This is a genomic window from Flavobacteriales bacterium (assembly GCA_016779935.1).
Classification (GTDB): domain Bacteria; phylum Bacteroidota; class Bacteroidia; order Flavobacteriales; family UBA7312.
Map to the genome: position 1 here is coordinate 48,592 of JADHMQ010000001.1, position 22,378 is coordinate 70,969.

General features: G+C 33.3%; 18 protein-coding genes. 5 read left to right on the top strand and 13 right to left on the bottom strand.

Annotated features, from left to right (window positions below):
* Nucleotides 1–22: 22 nt before the first annotated feature.
* Both ISP73_00280 and ISP73_00285 read left to right on the top strand, forming a co-directional pair.
* Nucleotides 23–592, top strand: a complete 570-nt coding sequence (locus ISP73_00280) for a DUF4199 domain-containing protein (GenBank protein ID MBL6657024.1) — start codon at nucleotides 23–25, stop codon at nucleotides 590–592.
* Nucleotides 593–1,540 (top strand): glycosyltransferase family 2 protein, encoded by a 948-nt coding sequence (locus tag ISP73_00285; protein ID MBL6657025.1) that lies wholly within the window; start codon nucleotides 593–595, stop codon nucleotides 1,538–1,540.
* Here the strand turns inward: ISP73_00285 and ISP73_00290 are convergent.
* From ISP73_00290 to ISP73_00340, 11 genes are all read right to left on the bottom strand, one after another.
* Complete coding sequence (locus tag ISP73_00290; GenBank protein ID MBL6657026.1) at nucleotides 1,535–2,077, bottom strand: HAD family hydrolase; 543 nt, start codon at nucleotides 2,075–2,077, stop codon at nucleotides 1,535–1,537. The genes ISP73_00285 and ISP73_00290 overlap by 6 nt on opposite strands.
* A 7-nt stretch (nucleotides 2,078–2,084) precedes the next feature.
* Nucleotides 2,085–2,666 carry a D-sedoheptulose 7-phosphate isomerase gene (locus ISP73_00295; protein MBL6657027.1) on the bottom strand — a complete coding sequence of 194 codons (582 nt, stop codon included), beginning with the start codon at nucleotides 2,664–2,666 and terminating at the stop codon, nucleotides 2,085–2,087.
* Nucleotides 2,667–2,668: 2 nt separating this feature from the next.
* Entirely contained in the window at nucleotides 2,669–3,799 is a 1,131-nt protein-coding gene (locus tag ISP73_00300; GenBank protein MBL6657028.1) for a glycosyltransferase, read from the bottom strand.
* Nucleotides 3,796–5,220, bottom strand: a complete 1,425-nt coding sequence (gene nhaC, locus ISP73_00305) for a Na+/H+ antiporter NhaC (protein MBL6657029.1) — start codon at nucleotides 5,218–5,220, stop codon at nucleotides 3,796–3,798. Before nhaC ends, ISP73_00300 begins: the two co-directional genes overlap by 4 nt.
* 58 nt (nucleotides 5,221–5,278) lie before the next feature.
* A complete protein-coding gene (locus tag ISP73_00310; protein ID MBL6657030.1) occupies nucleotides 5,279–6,484 on the bottom strand; it encodes an aminotransferase class I/II-fold pyridoxal phosphate-dependent enzyme in 1,206 nt (401 codons plus the stop codon).
* A 9-nt stretch (nucleotides 6,485–6,493) separates the two neighbouring features.
* Entirely contained in the window at nucleotides 6,494–8,917 is a 2,424-nt protein-coding gene (locus ISP73_00315) for a polysaccharide biosynthesis tyrosine autokinase (protein ID MBL6657031.1), read from the bottom strand.
* Between the two features lie 7 nt (nucleotides 8,918–8,924).
* Nucleotides 8,925–9,620 carry a polysaccharide biosynthesis/export family protein gene (locus ISP73_00320; GenBank protein ID MBL6657032.1) on the bottom strand — a complete coding sequence of 232 codons (696 nt, stop codon included), beginning with the start codon at nucleotides 9,618–9,620 and terminating at the stop codon, nucleotides 8,925–8,927.
* A gap of 88 nt (nucleotides 9,621–9,708) precedes the next feature.
* Nucleotides 9,709–10,281 carry a septum formation protein Maf gene (maf, locus tag ISP73_00325; protein MBL6657033.1) on the bottom strand — a complete coding sequence of 191 codons (573 nt, stop codon included), beginning with the start codon at nucleotides 10,279–10,281 and terminating at the stop codon, nucleotides 9,709–9,711.
* A 3-nt stretch (nucleotides 10,282–10,284) separates the two neighbouring features.
* Nucleotides 10,285–11,190 carry a geranylgeranylglycerol-phosphate geranylgeranyltransferase gene (locus ISP73_00330; protein ID MBL6657034.1) on the bottom strand — a complete coding sequence of 302 codons (906 nt, stop codon included), beginning with the start codon at nucleotides 11,188–11,190 and terminating at the stop codon, nucleotides 10,285–10,287.
* Nucleotides 11,184–11,678: an HAD-IIIA family hydrolase gene (locus ISP73_00335; GenBank protein MBL6657035.1), complete on the bottom strand. Its 495-nt coding sequence runs from the start codon at nucleotides 11,676–11,678 to the stop codon at nucleotides 11,184–11,186. Before ISP73_00335 ends, ISP73_00330 begins: the two co-directional genes overlap by 7 nt.
* A complete protein-coding gene (locus ISP73_00340) occupies nucleotides 11,675–12,421 on the bottom strand; it encodes a DUF2520 domain-containing protein (GenBank protein MBL6657036.1) in 747 nt (248 codons plus the stop codon). Before ISP73_00340 ends, ISP73_00335 begins: the two co-directional genes overlap by 4 nt.
* 71 nt (nucleotides 12,422–12,492) lie before the next feature.
* On the opposite strand from ISP73_00340, the gene ccsA reads away from it, so the two are divergent.
* Genes ccsA through bshB1 form a run of 3 tightly spaced genes read left to right on the top strand, consistent with a single transcriptional unit; the run spans nucleotide 12,493 to nucleotide 16,837 of the window.
* Complete coding sequence (ccsA, locus tag ISP73_00345) at nucleotides 12,493–15,597, top strand: cytochrome c biogenesis protein CcsA (protein MBL6657037.1); 3,105 nt, start codon at nucleotides 12,493–12,495, stop codon at nucleotides 15,595–15,597.
* A complete protein-coding gene (locus ISP73_00350; GenBank protein MBL6657038.1) occupies nucleotides 15,597–16,145 on the top strand; it encodes a glutathione peroxidase in 549 nt (182 codons plus the stop codon). The genes ccsA and ISP73_00350 overlap by 1 nt, the downstream gene beginning before the upstream one ends.
* Complete coding sequence (gene bshB1, locus ISP73_00355) at nucleotides 16,130–16,837, top strand: bacillithiol biosynthesis deacetylase BshB1 (protein ID MBL6657039.1); 708 nt, start codon at nucleotides 16,130–16,132, stop codon at nucleotides 16,835–16,837. The genes ISP73_00350 and bshB1 overlap by 16 nt, the downstream gene beginning before the upstream one ends.
* A gap of 1 nt (nucleotide 16,838) precedes the next feature.
* Here bshB1 and ISP73_00360 read toward each other — a convergent pair whose 3' ends face one another.
* Both ISP73_00360 and cadA read right to left on the bottom strand, forming a co-directional pair.
* Nucleotides 16,839–20,213: a discoidin domain-containing protein gene (locus ISP73_00360; protein MBL6657040.1), complete on the bottom strand. Its 3,375-nt coding sequence runs from the start codon at nucleotides 20,211–20,213 to the stop codon at nucleotides 16,839–16,841.
* The gene (gene cadA / locus ISP73_00365) at nucleotides 20,210–22,306 is read right to left on the bottom strand and encodes a cadmium-translocating P-type ATPase (protein ID MBL6657041.1); all 2,097 of its coding nucleotides are present in this window, start codon (nucleotides 22,304–22,306) and stop codon (nucleotides 20,210–20,212) included. Before cadA ends, ISP73_00360 begins: the two co-directional genes overlap by 4 nt.
* Between the last annotated feature and the right edge of the window lie 72 nt (nucleotides 22,307–22,378).

Below are 22,378 nucleotides of genomic sequence, written 5' to 3' on the forward strand. Positions count from 1 at the left end.
CTAAAAAAAGCGGCTTAAAAATTTGACTATATTTGCCTGGACTTCTTATACTAATGATATGAAAGATTACATCCTTAGCAGTGGACTAAAAATTGGTGCACTATATATTTTCCTAACCGTTTTTGCATACGTCATGGGTGTCGATTTTCACCTTAATGAAAGCTGGTCGATTATTAAGCCAATCCTACCTTATTGTTTGCTTTTCTTTTTTGTAATACGATATAAAAAGCTTGTCGGTGGGTATTTGTCATTCAAGGAAACATTTACAGTTACCATTGGAAGTATAGTGGCAGGAGCATTTATAAGCACCTTTTTCACCATTTTACTATTTAACTTCATTGATCCAGAATTTGCAATAATGCTTAAAGATGCTACCATTGAAAAGATGGTTGTTCAATTAGATGAACTGCCTGAGTCAAACGCTATGTATGGCATTATGGAGACTTTAATTGAGCAGACAGAAAAAGAAGATATATATTCTATTTCTAATTTAGCTTCTGCATTCTTTTACAGTATTTTATTCCACATTATATTTTCTTTGATAATTGCTGCATTTGTAAAAAAAGATAAACCCATTGAAATTTCTGAATAAATGAATATTTCCATAGTAGTTCCATCTTATAATGAATCTGAATCTCTTCCAGAACTGTGTTCTTGGATTGATAGGGTTATGCAAGCAAATGACTTTAGTTATGAAGTTATTATTGTTGACGATGGAAGTACGGATGACTCATGGAATATCATTCAAAAAATCAGAGAAGAGAATCCTTCCATAAAAGGTGTAAAGTTCAGAAGAAATTATGGAAAGTCTGCTGCTCTTAATATTGCATTTGAAAGGGTAGAAGGTGATGTGGTTATTACCATGGATGCTGATTTACAAGATAGTCCAGAAGAAATTCCTGAACTATACAGTATGATTGTAGAACTTGGAAATGATTTAGTGTCTGGTTGGAAGAAAAAACGCTATGACCCAATTACAAAAACAGTACCAACAAAATTATATAACTGGGCAGCACGTAAAGCTTCAGGAATCTATTTACACGACTTTAATTGTGGATTAAAATCTTATAGGAGAGCGGTAGTTAAAAATATTGAAGTATATGGCGAGATGCATCGTTATATACCTATTCTAGCCAAAAGAGCAGGTTTTCCAAAAATTGCTGAAAAAGTAGTCGAACATCAATCTAGAAAATATGGCGTTACTAAGTTTGGTTTAGAACGTTTTATAAATGGTTTTTTAGATTTAATGACGGTTACCTTTGTTTCTAGATTTGGAAAAAAACCAATGCACTTTTTCGGTGTTCTTGGAACCTTAATGTTCATTTTGGGTTTTATATTGTTTTCTTACATAGGAGGGCAGAAGCTCTATTATATGTACTTTGAAATAAATGCTACTAACATTGCAGATAAAAGTAGTTTCTATATTGCCCTGACATCCATGATAATGGGACTTCAGCTTTTTCTAGCAGGTTTTGTAGGCGAGATGATTTCTAGAAATGCTCATGATAGAAATCAATACCATATAGAAGAAGAATTATAAGTTTTGTTCCTTAATTTTAAGGTATAACTCATTTAGATTATTTAAGCAGTAGTAGTTGTTACTTTTGCCTATAAATAGACCTCTAATTCCAACATTTTCTGCAAATTCCATATCGCTAATTGAATCTCCTACCATTATGCTTTTCGAAAAATCAATTGAGGGGAATTCCTTTTTAGCTAAGTATGCCATGCCCGTATTAGGTTTTCTCATTTTAGAGTTTTCAGATTCAAGTTGTGGGGCGTGGTAAATAGCATCAATTTTTCCATTAAGATTTTCTACTTCTTTCAATAAGTGATTGTGAACTTTAGATAAATCATTCTCTGTCATTAATTGCTTACTAATTCCTTGCTGATTTGTTACCACAATAATTTTGTGAAAATATTTGGAAAAGCCTACTATCGCTTCAAGTGAATTGGGTAAAAACTCAAATTCATCAATTGTTTTGACATAATCGCCTTCAAGTTTTTTATTAATGACACCATCTCTATCTAGAAATAAAGTCCAATCATTATCTATTTTTGATATAAAATCAATCATAGTAGACTTATGAAAACAGATTTTTTTCTACTAATTCACAGATGGCATGGCCAATCATCAAGTGCGATTCTTGAATTCTTGGGGTGTCAGATGAAGGTACTTTAACAAGAACATCACAGTATTGATTAATTATCCCACCATTTTCGCCCGTAAAGCCAATAGTTGTTAATCCCGATTCTCTAGCCTGTTTGAGTGCATTTACAATGTTCTGAGAGTTTCCTGAGGTGGATAAACCTATAAGTATATCGCCTTTTTTACCAATGCCTTTTACGAGTCTTGAGTATACATTATCGAAAGAGTAATCATTAGCAACAGCCGTCATAAATGAGGTGTCAGTATGTAAAGCTTCGGCGTGAAGGGGCTCTCTATCAATATAGTATCTTCCTGAAAATTCTGCGGCTAAATGCTGTGCGTCAGCAGCACTTCCACCATTTCCACATAGTAAAAGTTTACATCCGTTTTCAAATGATTTTTGAATTAACGATGAAATATCTATTATCTGATAAATCATAGACTCATCATTAAGGATACTATTTTTTACACTAATAGAATTAGAAATACTGTTGGTTATTACTTCTCTATTTTTCATAATTAATTTTTCACTTTATCAATTAAAGAAAAAAGAACATTTGTGAAATTCGACCAACTGTAATTTTTCTTTTCTTCTTTGATATTTTCTATCATCTTCTTTTTATCCGTTGACTCATAGAACTTCAAAATAGCATCTTTTATTTTATCTGATTTAGGAGGCACTACATATCCTACTTTACCATCTGGGCACATCTCTTTAAGTCCGCCAACATCCGTTACTATCATAGGTTTATCAAAATGGTAAGCAATTTGAGTAACTCCACTTTGAGTAGCAGACTTGTAAGGTTGTACAACAATGTCACAAGCACTAAAGTAATAGTTTACTTCAGAATCGGGAATAAACTTGTCAACTTCAATTATTTTCTCTTCTAATTTAAGGTTATGAATAAGTTCTTTATAAGGTGCTTTATCGGAGTAATATTCGCCAGCAATAATAACTTTAATCTTTTTGTTTTTAATCTCAGCAAAAGCTTCTAGTAAAAGGTCGAGTCCTTTGTAGTCTCTAATAAGACCGAAGAAGAGCATATAACTGTAAGAATTATCAAGTTTTAAATGTTTTAGGGCTTTATTTCTGTCAATGCTTTCACCAAAGTTATCGTAGATAGGGTGTGGCGACAACACTTTTGGGCAAATTGTATTGAAAGATTCTAAATCTTTCATAACATTTTTCGTCATAGCCAAGAATCCATCAACATGATTTGTGAAATATTTTGTTAGCCATTTATCACCAAGTCGAGATTCGTGAGGAATGATATTATGTGCAATACTTAAGATTTTAGAGTGCTTATTCTTCTTAATGATTCGCGCCAAAGTACCAAGCGACGGCCCCATTAATGGTAGCCAAAAGGGAATAATGACAATATCGTATTTTTTCTTTTTAATTTCATTTCCAACACTTATCCAATTTAGGGGATTGATAGAGTTAACACATCTGTGAATGGTTAAGTTTTTTGGTGGATTATCAGTTGAGTATTGTGTTTTTCCAGGAAATAGAAAGCTAGGGTATTGAACGGTAAAAGTATATAAAGTTAAATCATGTCCATTTTGAATTAACTCTTTAGCCAAGCGTTCGTTGAATGCTGCTATTCCACCTCTGAAAGGATATGTTGTTCCAATAAGAGCTAATCTCATTTTAAACGTTTGATTTTTAGTCCTAAATAGCCATAGGTTATGGTCATTAGCGGACTTATAATATTAAAGAAACAATATGGCAAATAACTTAATGTAGCTACGCCTAATATTGCAGATTGTGTTGCACCACATGTATTCCACGGAATAAGTACTGAAGTTACCGTAGCACTATCTTCTAAAGTTCTACTTAAATTTTCTGGAGCTAAGCCTTTTTCTTTGAAAGTGTCGGCGTACATTCTTCCAGGAACTACAATGCTTAAATATTGGTCACTTGCAGTAAGATTGAAAAATATACACGTACAAGCAGTAGTAGCTATCACAGAGCCAGTATTTTCAGCATACTGTATAATTGATCTGCTGATTTTTTGAAGTTTTCCTGTTGATTCCATCACTCCACCAAAACACATTGCACATATGATTAGCCAAATAGTATTTAGCATACCATACATACCTCCAGTTGATAGTAGGTCATTTATTACAACGTTAGATGTTTCTATTGTCGTTTCTCCACCCATTGCATTTATAACGGTTGTATAACTTGATTGAATGAAATTTCCTTCAATTCCTGAAAGCTCAATAATTAATTGTGGCTGAAAGATAATAGCAAAAATACCTCCTAATAAAGTGCCGGCTAATAGTGAGGGTAAAGCAGGTACTTTTTTGAATATTAAAATAAGCACTCCAATTGGTACTAGGAAAAGCCATGGACTTATTACAAATCGGTTTTCTATTGCTGAAAGTAAACTGTTTACACTATCGATGTTTTGGTCATTTTCAAATGAAAGTCCTATAATTAAAAATATGATTAGAGTAATGATAAAGGTTGGAACAGTAGTATACATCATGTAGCGAATATGTGTGATTAAGTCTGTTCCCGCCATTGCAGGTGCTAGGTTTGTAGTGTCTGAAAGGGGAGACATTTTATCGCCAAAGTAAGCGCCAGAAATAATAGCGCCAGCCACTAAGCCTTCAGAAATATCTAAGGCGTTTCCTATACCTAACAGTGCAATTCCTACGGTCGCTATTGTTGACCATGAGCTTCCGGATGCAAGAGATACAATAGCACAAATTACACATGCAGCAAAAAGAAATATTTTTGGACTTATGATTTGTAAACCATAGTATATCATTGTCGGAACAATACCACTGATTAACCAAGTTCCTGCCAAGGAGCCAATAAGTAGTAAAATCAATATTGCTGGTGTAGTGGATGCTATACTTTTACTAACTCCGTTAAGGATTTCTTTCCATTTAAAGCCATTTCTTACGCCAATAATTGCAGCTAATGAAGCCGCTAATAAGAGTGCTAATTGGTTAGCGCCCCCTAAGGCATTATCGCCATACAGAAAGACGTTATATGACAGCAGTCCAATGAGAAAAATAATAGGTGTTAATGCACTAACAAATGATTGCTGTTTCATGATAGGAGTTTATTTGTGTAAATATAGTAATCCTTAGGAAACAACTCTAAAATATCTCTTAAGAGAGAATTTTGGTTTTTTTCAAGCAGTTTGTCATCTTTTCCAGCGTTCTTTCTATGTCATTGTCAAGACCAATAGACATACGAATCATTCCTTGTGAAATACCCATTTCATCTTGTTCGTCTTCTGGAATTTCAGATGATGTACTTGCGCCTGGAGCAGAGAATAGAGTTTTATAAAAACCTAGACTAACGGCTAAATATCCAATGTTTTCAATTTGCATTTCTTCCATTAACTTATAGGCATTTTCCATAGTGTCAACATCCAAAACCAACATGCCGCCAAAACCAAATTCTTGATTCATGCTTTTTTTCATCAACTCATGTTGCGGATGATTTTTAAGACCTGGGTAATGAACTTTTAAGCCAAGTTCTTGAAATTTTTGTGCTAGATAACTTGCGTTAAAGCTATGCTGTTTTATTCTTACAGGTAGTGTTCGTAGATTCTTTAAAATTCCGTTAGCTCTTATAGCATCCATAGTAGGGCCTAAGAGCATTGCAGCTCCGTCATTTACATCAATTAATTGTCCGATAAACTCTTTATCAGAACAAATGATTCCACCCAATGTGTCACTAGCACCATTGATAAATTTTGTTAATGAATGTATAACGATGTCTGCTCCTAGTTCTTTAGGTGAAAACACTAAAGGGGTGAAAGTGTTGTCAACTACAAGTTTTAGATTATTTTTTCTGGCTATTTCTGCTAATTGTTTAATGTCAGATACCTCTAGTAATGGATTGCTTACCGTTTCGCAGTAAATGATTTTTGTGTTTTTAGTAATAGCAGACTGTACAGCGTCAAGATTTGTTGTGTCTACAAAAGAGGTGCTAATTTGAAGTTTTGGAAGAAAATTTTTCATGAATGCATATGTCCCTCCATAAATTGTTCTACTACTGATAATATGATCTCCTGATTTACATATCTGTAGAATAGTTGAGCTAATAGAACCCATTCCAGAGGCAGAAACATGAGCAGCTTCAGTGTTTTCCATTTGAGCGATGGCTTCAGCCAAATAGCCTGTGCTAGGATTCATGTGTCTAGAGTAGAGGTAGCATCCTTCTCTTTCTCCGCCAAATACCATCTCCATAGTTTTACCTGCCATGTATGTAAATGTTGACGAGTCGGCTATGGAAGGGTTTACACCGCCATATTCTCCAAAATATTGAATGTCTTGTATATTATCTGCTGGCTTATGTTTTTTCATATCGTAAAATTAACTTTTTTTCCACCATTTTTTGGAAGATAAATTACTTTCAGATTCATTGTAATAACCGTATCCGTAAGTATCGCCATATCCGTATCCGTAACCGTGTGAAGATTTATCGGTTGAAATATCATTAATGATAAGGTTTATTTTTTGGAGATTGTTATTTGTGACTAAATCATTGAAACCTTTTAGCATCTCTTTGGTCGTATAATTTTGTCTAACAACATATATGTTAATATCTGAGTGCTTCATAAGAATTAGACCATCGGTAACTAATCCAATTGGTGGGGTGTCAATGACAATGTATTTGTATTCTTTTTTTAATTCTTTTATGAAGTTGCTCATTTTCTCATTATTCAGCAACTCCGATGGGTTTGGCGGAATTGGTCCTGAAAGTATGATGTCTAAATTTTCGAACTGGGTTTTATTGATAATCTCTTCCTTAGTCTTTTGATTACTTAAATATGAACTTAAGCCTACAGTATTTTTTAAGTTGAAATCATCAAAAATCTTGGGCTTTCTCAAATCGGCACCAATTAAGATTGTTTTTTCGCCAGTCAGACTGATTATTGAAGAAAGATTTATGGCAATAAACGTTTTGCCTTCCCTACTAATACTAGAGGTTATACATATAACTTTTTCAGCTTTTTCTGCAGCCAAATACTGAATATTTGTTCTGATTGCTCTAAATGATTCTGTAATGGCCGACTTAGGACTGTTTACGGTTACAATATTATTTTCGCTTTCATTGGTCATAATTTTTCCAATGACTGGAACATCAGTAATTTGATCAATATCTTTTTTATCAATTATTTTATCGTTTAATACGAAATATAAAGTAATGCTAATTATCGGAACGAATAAACCAAGTAATAATGAAAATGCATAGACTATCATTGTATTAGGCTCTACTGGTTCGTTTGAGATAAGTCTGGGGCTATCAATAATTTTATGATCAGACACATTACTCGCTTTGGTAATCGATGCTTCTGCTCTTTTTTCTAGAAGATAGTTGTAAATAATTTCATTTAAGTTGAACTTTCTTTGAATATTTAGTAAAACCCTTTCTTTACGTGGTAGTTTATTTATTTCAGTTTCTATTTGTTTGATTCTGGTATTGATATCAACGAGAGAAAGTTCAGAGTTTGAAATAATATTTTCTATATTTTCATTTAAAATATTTTTTGTGTTCTGAATTTGATTCTGAAGCGATTGTACAATTGGATGCTCGCTTCTTGAGTTAATGCTGGCAACTTCCAGTTGAGAATATAATCTGGTGAGTTCACTAATTAATTCGTTAAGAAGAGGATCATTGATGCCCATTGCTGAGGGCGCTACAATATTATCGATGTCATTATTTTCTGATAAATATTTTTGAACAGACAGGTAATATTTGTTGTTTAATTCCAAAATTGCTTTTTCTTCCTCAAGTTTTTCAATTTGAAAGTATGTGCTGTATTCATCTTTAGACAACTGAATTTTTGGATTTGATTGTTTAAAGTTTTCTAAATCATTTTCAACCTTGTTCAAAGAGTCGGAAATAGAAGTGAGTTGATCATTGATAAAGAAAATAGTGTTTGAAGCAATCTGGTTTTTTTCGTTTAGACCAATTTGTAAGTAGTGAAAATTAAATTTCTCTAAAAAGTCGTTTATTTTCTTTGGGTTTGAACCTTCATGAGTAATCTTTAAAATAGAAGATTCTTTGTCAGTTTCAATGATGTTTATTTTCTTCATGTAGGCTTGGGTAAGGTCATTGTAGTTGTTTACAATAAAATAATATGTATCCCATTCGTTTTCTACAAATAAACTTAAATCGTTTTTCTCCAATTTAAATTCAAAAAAGTCAGTTGAAACTAGCTCCCCAAACTTGTGGGTATTTTCGTATTCAAAATCGTATTCATCGTTAGAAACATAATTCTCTTCCTTTAAATCAAATAATTTAGCATCCTTAAAATCAACCTCTAATTGGTATTCATTTTCAGAAATTATTTTCACATAATATTTTTGATCTATCAGAAGAGGTGTGCTATTGATTAGATTTACTGTAAATGGAGTTTTGTCATAAATATCTTTTGAAACTAAACTGCCAGAATGAAAATAACTGATTCTTAGATTTAAATCTTCTAACGTTTTTCTAGTTAATGAAAATGATCTAAGAATTCCAATTTCATTTTTTATGTTTTTTTGTCCGCCAAATAAATCAAGTCCGCCAAACAAATCTTCTGAGCCTAAACCAGAGTTACTATCTTCCTTTATCAAAATAGTTGTTGACGATTTATAAATTTTTGTTGAATACCAATTATATAAAAAACCAATGGTTAGAAAAATGAGGATTGATAAAGCTGTTTGTTTCCAAAATACTAATAGCCTATCAAATAAAACTTTGATTTCAATTTTTTCATTTTGAGTTGAAGAATTCAAATTATTCATAATAGACTTAGTTAGAATTTAATATTCCGAATAAAATATTGGCAATTAGGGCTATACTAGATATCGCTGAAATATAAATTTGAGCATTTGAGCTTCTCAACTTCACATTTCTTAACGGTTCAATGTACAAAACATCATTTGCTTTCAATACAAAGTTTTCAGAGTATAAGGTTTCTATTTTTGTGAGGTCAATATAAATTATCTGATTGTCTCTAATGAGTTTGATTTTTTTACGATTTGCATAATCGGTTAAATCTCCTGATAAACCTAAAGCTTCTATTATGGTGATATTATCTTTGTAAACAGTATAAGTACCAGCATTTTTCACTTCACCCAAAACAGTAATTTCAAAATTTATGTGTTTAACTCTTACTGTTGAATTAATTAAATAATTGTCGGCCTCAATTTGAATTTTATCTTTTGCTTCCTCAATTGTAAGCCCTTTAATTGAAATTTTTCCAAGAGTTGGGATTTCTATAAAACCTTGACTGTCAATTGTAAAACCATTTAGGAATAAATTTGCAGAAGTAGTTTGAATGTTATTAGTGTTGGTTTCCAAATTAAAAATTTCAAACGACTCTTTTTGAACACCAATAATTTTAACGTGTAGAATATCGCCCTCTTGAAGTTTATGTTTTTGATACTTTGAAAGTGAAATTTGTTCACCTTCAATTTGTTTTTCAAACAAAACAATGTTGTTCATTGAAGAGCATGATGCTAATAATAAAACTGCTAATGCAAAATAAAGAGATTTCATAAGTTGCTCTTGTTTTTGGTGTATTGCAAAGTTACTAAAGATTTACCAGAATACTATAAAGTCTTGCCAGAGGAAATCCAACAACGTTATAATAGTCTCCTTTAATTTCTTTTATACCCACTTTGCCAACCCATTCCTGTATGCCATAACCTCCAGCTTTATCAAAAGGTTGGTAATTGTCAATGTAAAAATCTATTTCCTCTGTTGTTAGAGGTTTAAAATAAACTTCAGTTTTTTCAGAAAAAGACACTTGATTTTCAGATGAATTGATACAAACGCCAGTTACTACTTCATGTTTATTATCAGACAAAAGATTTAGCATTTTTTCAGCCTCATCTTTGTCTTTAGGTTTATTGAGTATTTCCTCATTACAAATCACTACTGTATCAGCTGTGATGAAAATTTCATTTTCCTTAGGCTCAAAAGCATTTGCCTTTTTTGTTGCTAGAAATTCTGCAACCTCATAAATATCCATTTTTGATGGAAAATCTTCGTTGATATCTTTCAACTTTATTTCAAATGAAATGCCAAGAGATTCTAGCAATTCCTTTCGTCTTGGAGATTTTGAGGCTAAAAAGATAGATTTAGAATGTAGGTTTTTTAGCATATTCTAGAAAAGAAGAGTAAAAACAAGAATAGACAGGGTACCAGTTAGCATTATTAATTTTATGAGCTGACTAAGTTGGTGGTATGTCTTTTTATCATTCGCATTTCTAAGTTTTATGAAAAAATAAATTAGAGGCAGTTCTATGCTTAGCCAAACATAAATGGCGGCATATAACCCATCGTATTGTATTTGGAAGTAACTTATCACTGCGATACTAAGAATAAGCAATATACTGATAGTTTGGACCGTGATTTTTGCTGTTTTGGCAGAAACTATAGCAAATGTATTGTAACCCATTTTACTATCTCCAAACTGGTCTTCAAAATCTTTAATAATTTCTCTAATAAAGGTTGTTACAAAAGCAAAAATTGAATAAAAACAAATGAGATAAAAAGCACTTTGTCCGTTCACTTCCGGATTAGGTATAATCTCATACATAGGAACAATAAACAGTGTCAATGCTGCCAATAAACTAATGATGATATTACCACTTAAGTAGCCTTTTTTCATGTTAGTGGAGTAAAACCACAAAGCTGTTGAGCTAAATAAATTGATAAAACCTAAATTAGCTATACCAACTCTCCATCCTAAATAAAAACCTAGAAAAACACCAATACCACTTAAGACAAAATGCAGCAAAATTGCTTCTCGTCTTTTAATAGTGTTATCAATTATCACTTTTCTTTCATTAAGTCTATCTACTTGAGTATCGAAATAGTCATTTATAATATAGCCTGCTGCTGCAATAAATAATGTAGAAAGCACTAAATAAAAAAACTGTAAATCGCTCAAGCTTCTTGAGTCCGTCATTGGAATAATGAGGGCATACCTAACTAGATACTGGCTAAGAGCAATGATTAATAAATTCTTAAATCTTATAAGGCTAAAAAAATCTACTAGTTTTACCATTTTCCTTGTACTTTTAGTGTTTGTTCAATAACATCCCTTACGCAACCTGATCCACCATTTTTATGAGATATGTAATCAGCAATAGATTTAATTTCAGCAACAGCATCTTGAGGGCATGACCCTAAACCAACTTCTTTCATTACTTCCAAATCATTGATATCGTCACCCATATACAGTATGTTTTTTGAGTCAATATTATGAATGTGCTTAAAATCTTCTAAAGCATCTTTTTTATCATCACATCCCAAATATACGTCATCAATTTTTAAGTGTTTAAAACGCTCAATTAAACCTTTGCTTTTCCCACCAGAAATAATAGCAATTTTATAACCTTTTTTAAGTGCAGTCCTTATTGCCATACCGTCTTTTACGCTCATAGTTCTTAATTGTTCGCCGCTTGGATGAAGAATTATTTTACCATCTGTAAGTACTCCATCTACATCAAAGATAAATGTGGAGATATGGTGTAATTTTTCTTTATAATTCATGAGTGTTTTTTAATACTATTACTTAGTGTTTCATAAATACGTTGTAATTCATCATTACCAACAAGAGCTGCAATATGTTTCTTTATTGTCAATTCATCACCCCTTTGGGCAGGTCCTGTTTGTGCCTTTGATGGTGGCAAGGATTGAATTTTGTTTGCAGTTTCGATGATTAGTGGCTGCAATATTTCAAAAGGAATGGAATGTTCCTTGCAAATATTTTCAGAAAAACGATACATGAGGTTGCTAAAATTACATGCAATTACAGCAGCTAAGTGTAACTGTTTTCTTTGTTCGCTATCCAATTTATAAACGCTGCTTGTTATGGAACAAGCCAGGTTATTAATTAGTTTATAAAAAGAGGAGTCGTTTGCTTCAATACATATCGGGATGTTTTTAAAATCCATATTACTATTCTTAGAAAATGTTTGAAGCGGATAAAAAACACCAATTTTACTATTACTTAGGCTGTCCATATCTTTTGTTCCTGAAGTATGAACCTTTGGGAAATAAATATGTTTTTCAACTTCTTCAATGGCATCATCTTTAACGGCGATTATAGCCAATTCTGAGCTGATGATAGAACTTAAGTCAGAAGTATATGGGCATTTTAAATCATTTGCTAGAATTGAAGCGGATTCTTCGGTACGACTGTAAACTTGAACAATTTCATGGTCAGCATGCAATAATGCACGGCTGAGATGTGTGGCTAAATTACCTGCGCCAATCATTGTTATTTTAGTCATGCCGAAATATACTTTTTTTAGATTCAAAAAGCACAAAATTAAGTAATTTTGTACTTCCAAAATAAAACCTAATGTTCGACAAATTACTTTCAGCTCTTTTATCAATGCGACTAATGGCGTTTTTGATATTATTATTCTTTGTTGCTATTGGATACGCTACATTCATTGAAAATGATTTTGGTACTCAAACTGCCAAGGCCTTGGTATACAATGCAACATGGTTTGAAATTATCATTGTATTGCTTACCATAAATATGTTGGCCAACATTAACCGATATAAATTATGGCGAAAAGAAAAATGGCCTGTTTTATTATTTCACATTTCTTTTGTGATAATAGTCATTGGCGCTGGAATTACCAGATACGTTAGTTTTGAAGGAATGATGCCTATTCGTGAAGGAGAGCAATCTGATTTAATTATTTCTGATGGCACTTTTTTACAAATAAAAGTACATGACAATGCTTATCAATATAACTATAATAAGCCGATTTTACTTGATGATTATCAGGGTCTGTTGGAGTTTTTGTCTTCCAATGAATTTAGTCAAACGGTAAAGTTTTTAGATAATGATATCTCAATTGACTATTTAGATTATGTACCCAATGCACAAGATACTCTAATAGTTGGAGAGGGAGTGCCTACACTTACTATTGTACTGGCGGGTGCTAATGGGCGTGAGACTTATTATTTGCAAGAAGGTAGAGCAGAGCGTTATTTAGGACTCAACTTCTCTTTTGGAACACCTTTGCCTGGACATGTTAATTTCTTTTATGAAAATGATGAGTTGATGCTTCAACTTCCAGAAGATGCTCAATTCATGAGAATGGCAGACCAGTTTAAAGGCTCTGTAAAAAAAGATAGTATTCAACCTCTAATGTTGAGGTCTTTATATATGGTTTCTGGTCAAAACTTTGTAGTTCCAATATTAAATGAAAAAGCGACTCTTAGCTATTACAAAGGAGTAAATCAAGAAGGAGAGGAGCTTGAAGATTTACTGAAAGTAAAAGTCAGCAGCAATGGCGAAGAACAGATTGTAGAGCTTTTCGGAGATAAAGGTATGGTTAGCAACAAAAATCATTTTCAATTGGGTGGTTTAAACTTCTCGCTGTCTTATGGCTCAATGTATTATCAAACACCGTTTTTTGTTCGTTTAAATGATTTTCAGTTAGAGCGTTACCCTGGCTCTAATAGTCCTGCATCATTTGCAAGTGAAGTAACTTTGATTGACGGAGAAGAAGAAACGGACCACCGTATTTTTATGAATAATGTTTTGGACTATAAAGGATATCGCTTTTTTCAAGCCTCCTATGATCAAGATGAATTGGGAACGGTTTTATCAGTAAATCACGATTTTTGGGGAACTTGGATAAGCTATCTTGGATATCTAATGATGTCAATAGGAATGATTGCTACCATTTTTTCTAAGAAAACTCGCTTTTCCAATCTTAGAAAAAAACTCGATGAACTAAGAACCAAAAGAACTTCTGCCCTGATGGTGTTGCTGTTCTTATCAATGAATTTAACAGCTCAAGACTCTAAAAGTGTTGATTCTCTTATCTTATCTAATCCAATAAGTATAGAACACGCTGATAAATTTGGAATGTTAGTTGTTCAAGATGAGGGTGGACGAATGAAACCATTTGGAACGACTACTTCAGAGATTCTCAGAAAAGTTAGTCGAAAAAGCAACTATAATGGTCTGAATTCTAATCAAGTAGTGCTAGGGATGCTTCAAAACCCTTACTTGTGGCAGTTAGCACCAATGATAAAGGTAAATAATGATGAATTGAGAGAGAAGTTGGGTTTAGAAGAAAAGTACACTTCTTTCTTATCATTCTTCAGTGATGAAGCTAAATATGTACTTACGAATGACGTGCAAGTAGCATATGCAAAAAAGCCAGCCGAAAGAAGTAAATATGATAAAGAGGTTATGGCTGTAGATGAAAGAGTCAACATTTCTTACATGGTGTACAATGGTTCATTTTTACGCTTCTTTCCAATTCCAGATGACCCTAACAATAAATGGGTTTCACCAGCAATGAGTGAAACTCTATTATTTGGTGACGATTCATTATTTGTGAACTCTATTTTACCAATATACTATAGAAGCCTTCAACAAGCTCAAAAGGACGGTGATTATAAAGTAGCAAATAATACCCTTACAGCAATTGGCAACTATCAGAAAAAGTTTGGAGCAGATGTTTACCCCTCAGACTTGAAATTAAAAACAGAAGTGTTTTACAATAATGCCAAAGTTTTCAATCGCCTGTCTTACTACTATGCCTTAGTAGGTTTAGTGATGATTTTACTACTTATTCAGCAGATATTAAAAGAGCGTAAATGGAGAAATAGCATTATTCGATTTGCATTGATATTAGTTGGGATTGGTTTTGCTGCACATACAATTGGTTTAATGGGGCGATGGTTTATTTCTAACCATGCTCCTTGGAGTAATGCGTATGAAAGTGTGATATATATTGCTTGGGCAACGGTTTTAGCAGGCTTCATATTCGCTAGAAAAAGTTTGATGACCGTAGCAGCAACTGCTATTCTCTCATCGTTACTGTTAATGGTAGCAGCTTTGAATTGGCTTGATCCTGAGATCACAAATTTAGTTCCTGTGCTTGATTCATATTGGTTGCTTATTCACGTAGCAATAATTACAGCAAGCTACGGTTTCTTAGCTTTAGGAGCTTTACTTGGGTTTTTAAACTTGATATTAATGATTATCCAAAATAAGACGAATAAACTAAGAATTAGTAATAGCCTTAAGGAGTTAACATATATTAATGAAATGAGTATAACTACTGGTTTGTTTATGCTTTCAATAGGGACATTCTTAGGTGGTGTTTGGGCAAATGAGTCGTGGGGAAGATATTGGGGCTGGGACCCTAAAGAGACCTGGGCATTAGCTAGTATGCTTATTTATATTTTTGTTTTACACATGCGTTTTGTGCCAAAACTGAAAGGAATGTTCGCCTTTAATTTTGCATCTATTCTTGCGTACGGCTCTATAATCATGACCTATTTTGGAGTGAACTTCTATTTATCAGGCTTACATTCCTACGCTAAAGGTGACCCAATGCCCATTCCAACATTTGTTTATTATTCAATAGCTGTAATAGCGATTGTTAGTGTACTAGCACAGTGGAGGCAAAAGCGATTCATAAAATAATGAAATACTATATTGTATTTCTATTTACTTGTTTAACATCTTGTATGAGTAATATTAACAATTCTGATTCATTTTCTATATATGATTTATCAATTAAAACCATTGATGGAACGGACTTTGATATGTCTTCATTGAAGGGTAAAAAAGTGATGATAGTAAATGTTGCTTCAATGTGTGGATTAACACCTCAATATGAACAGCTAGAGGAACTGTATAATGAGTATAAACATCTTAATTTTGAAATTTTAGCTTTTCCCACTTCAAACTTTGCTAATCAAGAATTTAGTGATAATGAACAGATATCTTCCTTTTGTTCAAGCACTTATTGTGTAAGTTTTACTATTTTTGAAAAAATAACAGTGCTAGGCAAGAATAAACACCCTTTATATCAGTGGCTGACAGAAAAAAGTAAAAATGGCATGAAAAATATTCCAGTTGTATGGAATTTTCAGAAGTTTACTGTTGATGAAGAAGGGAATTGGGTTGATTACTTTTTGCCTACTACCAGTCCTAAATCTAAAAAGATAATAAGATGGATAAACAGTTAGATATTTTAGCTTTTGGTGCACATCCAGACGACGTAGAGTTAAGCTGTAGCGGAACTATTGCCAAACACATAGCTCTTGGAAGTAAAGTAGGAATAGTTGACCTGACTAGAGGAGAATTAGGAACTAGAGGTAGTGCCGAAATTCGAGATAAGGAAGCGGCAAAAGCTGCTCAGTTGCTTGGTGTTGAGATGCGTCACAATATGAACTTTAAAGATGGTTTTTTTCAGAATGATGAAAATCATCAGATGGAGATTATTAAAACTATAAGAGAATATCGCCCTCGAATAGTTCTAGCTAATTCTATTAGTGACAGACATCCCGATCATAAAAAAGCTTCTGACTTAGTATCTCATGCTTGTTTTTTATCAGGATTACCTAAAATTGAAACCGGTCAGGACGCTTGGCGACCAGAAGTTGTTTATCACTATATTCAATTCGAAGAGCTTGAGCCAGATTTTGTTGTAGATATAAGTAATTTTATCGACAAAAAAATAGAAGTTGTAAAAGCCTTTAGTTCTCAGTTTTTTGATGCTAAATCTGATGAGCCAGAAACCATTATCTCATCCAAAGGGTTTCTTGATAGTGTGCGTTACAGAGCAGCAAATACGGGTCGACTTGCTAGGGTCGATTATGGGGAAGGTTTTACAGTAGAGCGCTTTATTGCTATTGATAATCTAGACAAGCTAAAGTAAATTATTCTTTTACTGTTTTAACATAGAATTGACGGTTAGATTTATCCGTTAATTTCACTACATAAATCCCATCTGTCAAATTAGATAAGTCTAATCTTATATTCCCTTGATTCAAAGTGGTTTTTCCGTTATCAATTTGTTGTCCTGCTATTGAATAGAGTGTATAGGAATAGCTTTGATCTTTTGAGGGTAAGGAGATTTCTAAAATTTCTTGAGTTGGTATAGGAAAGGCTCTAAGTTTTTGAAAATCTGGAGAACTAATTCCAGTAGTGTTATAGCAAGCTTTAATATCAAATTCTGCAGCTGATGACCATTCATTTCCATTTACCTCTGATAAAGCTACTAATTTTAAATACCTGCCTATTTTTGGATTATTAAAAATAAGGGTTTGAGGAGCGCCTGTATTTTCAAATTCAGCTATGGTATCGGCTTCCCCATAATCCAGTGAATTGTCGCTAAAGTAAAGTTCAAAATCTTTAATTCTACCATTTTCACCATCTTGCCTAGTCTGATATGTAAATTCATAAATTTTATAGTCTTCACCAAGGTCTATTTCCATTTGATGAGGGTAGGGGTCAGAGCCTGTACTCCATTTAGTATGCCATATTGTTGAAGGGTCGTTGTCAAAAGCCATAGTAGCATAACCTGGATAATTAACCTCTTCACTATCTACGTATTTTAATTCCCAATTTTCTTTTGGTAAAAGTGCAGGGTTATTACAATTACTTACTGAAGGACATTCTTCAGCAAAAATCATATTTTCAATACTCTTTGAATAGGTTTCACCATTTTTAGTTACGGTTAAGGTAACATCATAACTGCCTATTTCTCCAAGTACTACTTTTGGATTTCTAATATTTTCATATTCAATATACACTGGCGATGGTTCAATATTCCATGACCAATTGCAACCTTCATGGTCTATAATCGAATGATCGTTAAGTTGAATAGTATCTAAAAAGCAATTAATGACAGGTCTATTTACCCAAGGTTGAATTATAGGTAAAAAGTCAGTGTTGTCTAAGCCGTTTTCCCATATTCCACCTGTTCCTGCTACTCTAATTTTACTATCTCTGAAAAATGCTAACGCATGATTTATCTTCTTCCCAGCGGGGAAGTCAATTCCATATTGAGACCAATTGTTCTCACCATTTCTTCTTATGTAACAATTACCGTCTTGACCACTTAAGCTAGATGTTAAAAGATATACAATATCATTACCTTGCTCATCTGGTTGAACTATCAATGTTTCGCAATAGGGGTTAAGGTTTGCGGTCCAATCAATCCAACTATCACCACCATCAGTTGATTTGAATACTTTGCCTATATCAGATGACCAAATGCCATTATTTAGACAAGCATATATTGTGTTAGCGTTGTTTGGAGAGATAGCAAACTGAAGCTTACCTTCCCATGAAGATTGTCCGTTAGATCCATCTGTTAGGCTAGGTTTATGTTGCCAGCTATAGCCACCATCTTCTGATTTATATAGCCCTTCATTTACGATGTCTGCATAAATTATATTTGGGTTATTGTAAGATATTTGAAGGTAACGGACTCTTTTTTCAAAGTCGTGTAATAGCTCAAAGTTTTCTCCCATATCGTTGCTTTTCCAAAAGCCATTTCCTTCACCAAGATAAATAACTTCATAATAATTGGGATGAAATACCATATTGCCTCTTCTACCACCATATTCATCCATATTTGGGTATTTATTAAATGGAAAACGCCCTTCAGGTGAAGATTCAGCAGTTTGTGGTAATATCCATCCAGCACCTAAATCATTAAATGCTACATGTCTACTTTTCCCTTTTAACACCCAACCTGTTGGCGATTCAGCACCACCCATGTTTATGGATTTTTCTTGATAAAAGTCAGCTATTGCAGTATTTCCATTGTGGTATCGACCACCTACAACAATATCTTCATTCCAACCTTGGTCGAAGCCCCAAAAGTCAGAGCCTATAAGGTTATTGTTTTTTGATTGTGCGTTATTCGTATTAGTGAAATTATCTGATGAAAAAGTTAATCCGCCATCTGTTGCAAGCCAAGCTTTATTATTTTCTAATAGCATCATATATTGGGCGTCAGGATGTATGGGGAAGTCTCCTCCGTAACCACCAACTAATGAGAAATTATCGCCTCCATTTGTGGTCTTATATAAGCTTGAGGTTCCGGCAAACATAATATCTGCATCGTCAGGAGATACTTCAAAAACAAAATCATAAAACCCTTGCCAATTTTCTAGCGGAAAGTCATCGGTCTGTCCAGTGGCTAGTAATTCCGCGTTTTCTGAGACTAAGTCTATTTTGTATAGAAGGGGAGTTTCTTCACTACTTAGAAGTAGAATAAAAATATTGTCTGGAGAGTCATTAGATACTGCTAAAAGTCCACCAGACTCATTTGTAATATTGGGAAAATTTAAAAAAACACTAAAACTTTGTCCTCCATCATTTGATTTCAAGATTTGAAATAATCCGTTTTGTGTACTTACGGCATATACTTTTTCTAGTTCATTCGGTTTAAAATGTATGTCATAAGCTTGATATTGCCAAGGGTTTGTCCAATTAAGTCCGCCATCTAAAGAACGATATATCCCTGATGAACCAGCTGTAATTATATGGTTAGGATTGGAAGTATTTATGATGATTTTATCAGAGTAAAATGAACCGTCTGAAGGTAGTAAAGGTATCCAGTCTTGTCCTCCATTCGTTGTTTTATGAATTTGTGAATTAGCAGCAACATAGACTATGTTTTCATTTTGAGGATCAATGGCTATGGCTGTAATTCCTCCTCCAAAATTATAATTTTGACCTGTTAATGTCCAAGTATTTCCATTGTCAACCGATTTACTGACAAAAGCTGTTTCAGTACCACAGTATAAAACAGAATCATTACTTTTAGATACGTCAAAGGAGTAAATGTTAACCTGCCAAGGACAACTTGCCGTAGCTAATTCACTACCACTTTCATTCAGCCAAAAGGTTTCTTTGGGTCCTAAGAAACTCCATTGATTATTTGCTTCTGAATTTTGTTCAATTATTTCGGTGTTGCTATTAGATTGCTTTTTGATAAAAATTTCGCCGTTTGGCAATACGTAGGGTAAGGCATTTCTACTCCAAATTTTGTAGTATCTTTCAATAGCTTTGTGTTGGCTTGAGCTTTGTGCCTTCCATTTCTTGTACTTTTTCTTTACTTCATAGAAATTCAAATTCTCAGTATATAGCATCTTAGCCCAGTCTGGGTAATTTTTATTAAAAGTAGGCTTATATGACGGAATGTTCCCTTCAATAAAATCATGTGATTTATACTTTTCTTGTCCAAATAAACAGATGCTAAGTGTTAAAAATATGGAGATTAGAACTTGTTTTTTCATTTGAAAATATTTTTTTTCTTAAGTCTCAGTGAGTTTCCAATTACAATAACATCAGAGAATGCCATAAATAATGCTCCCCACATTGGGTTTAAAAATCCAAGTGCTGCAATGGGAATGGCTACAATATTGTAAGAGAATGCCCAAAATAGGTTCTGTTTTATGGTTATTAGTGTATGTTGACTAATTCTGTATGCTTGTTCTATTTGTTTTAAATTAGAGGTGTTTAGCACTACAATTTGTGCCGATTCAATGGCAACTTCAGTACTTCCTCCTAATGATATTCCAACATGTGCTTTGGCTAGCGCTGGAGCATCATTAATGCCGTCGCCAACCATTGCTGTTAAACCATTTTTATTTAAATACTCAATTTTCTCTAGTTTTTCATGTGGTAGTTGTTCTCCATAAATGGTGTCAATACCTATAGATTGCCCTAAGTCGATACATTTATGTTTTTTATCTCCACTAAGAATTGTTGTTGTAAGTCCATCATTTTTGAGGTTTTGTATGGTACTTGAAAGATTTTCCTTTTGTTCATCACTGCATTTAATAGCTGCTAATAATGAGTCATTTTTGAATAAAAACAATTGGTAGTTTTCATCGGTATAATTAACGAATTTCCCGCTACCCAATTTATAGTGGTCATTTTTCCATTTGGCTTCAATGCCCATTCCTTTAACTTCTTGTATTTCAGAAATTTCTAATAGGGAGGCTTCTTTTTCTAATGATTTACTAATGGATTTAGCAATGGGGTGTGAGGAATGTATTTCGAGAGAATAAAGTAGGTTAGTAACAGTGCTTCTTAGACTTTCTGCACAACTAATTTCATCAATTTTAAATTTTCCATTAGTAAGCGTTCCTGTTTTATCAAAAACAATGTGCTTTATTTTGGCAAATTCTTCTAGAGTACTACCACCTTTTATAAGTATGCCCATTTTTGCCGCACGACCTAATCCTACCATTACTGCTGTTGGTGTGGCTAATCCCATTGCACAAGGGCATGAAATAACCAATACAGCTATTGAACGCATAACAGCTTCTGAAATACTAATTTCAAAAACAAAGTGACTAATTGTGAATGTTAAAAGTGAAATAAGAAGAACTACAGGCACAAAAATACTACTCACTTTATCGCCAAGTCGTTGAATATTTGGCTTATCGTTTTGAGCTTGTTTTACTAGCTTAATAATGTGTGAAAGGACAGTGTCCTCGCCAACCTTTTGGGCTTTCATTTTGATGTTTCCATCCAAAAGTATAGTGCCACCTATGATATTCTCATTCATACTTTTTAGTATGCTTTCACTTTCACCAGTAATCATAGATTCATTAAAGTAGCCTTCACCAGAAATGATAATTCCATCTGTTGGGATTTTATCTCCTGAATTAACGAGTAAAATATCGTTTGCTTGAATTTCATTAAACGGAATATTCTGTATGGTTCCGTCATTGTTTTCTTTTTTGGCGGTCAGATTTTGTATAGCACTCAACTCTTTAATAGCTGAGGTAGTCTGTTTAACTGAACGGTGTTCAAGAACATTACCCAACAATACTAGAGTGATAATGGTAGCTGTTGTTTCAAAAAATAGATAGTTATGAGCCTCAGAAGTTCCATGAAATGCTATTGAACCAACTATGCTGTAAAAAAAAGCTGCAGTTGTTCCCATCATTATAAGCACATCCATATTTGGAACGCCTGTTTTGATTGAATACCATGCACTTCTTCCGAAGTAATAACATCCAATTAGATAAACGGGTAAGGCAAGAAAGAACTGAATTATTGGGTTTTGAAGGATATGCCCTTCATTGAGAAACATATGGCTAAATAACGGAATAGTGAGTATTAAGCTTATTGCAAATAGTTTTTCTACTTTGTTATCTGCTTCGCTTTCTCCTTCTTTTGCTTTGTAGCCAATTGACTCAATTTCATTGATAATTACATTAGTATCATTATGCTCGCTTTCAATAAATCGAGCTTCTGCATTTGGAAAATCAATGATTACATCTGTAAAACCTTTACTGTTAAGATGTTTTTCAATACCCTTAGCACAGTTGGCACAAGTCATGCCAGAGATATGTATGTTTTTAGAGTTGCTCATGGTTATTCAAAGTTAGTTTTTTTGTGTAAAAAACAATGCAGTAGTTTACTAAATTTATATATTTGCCGTCCC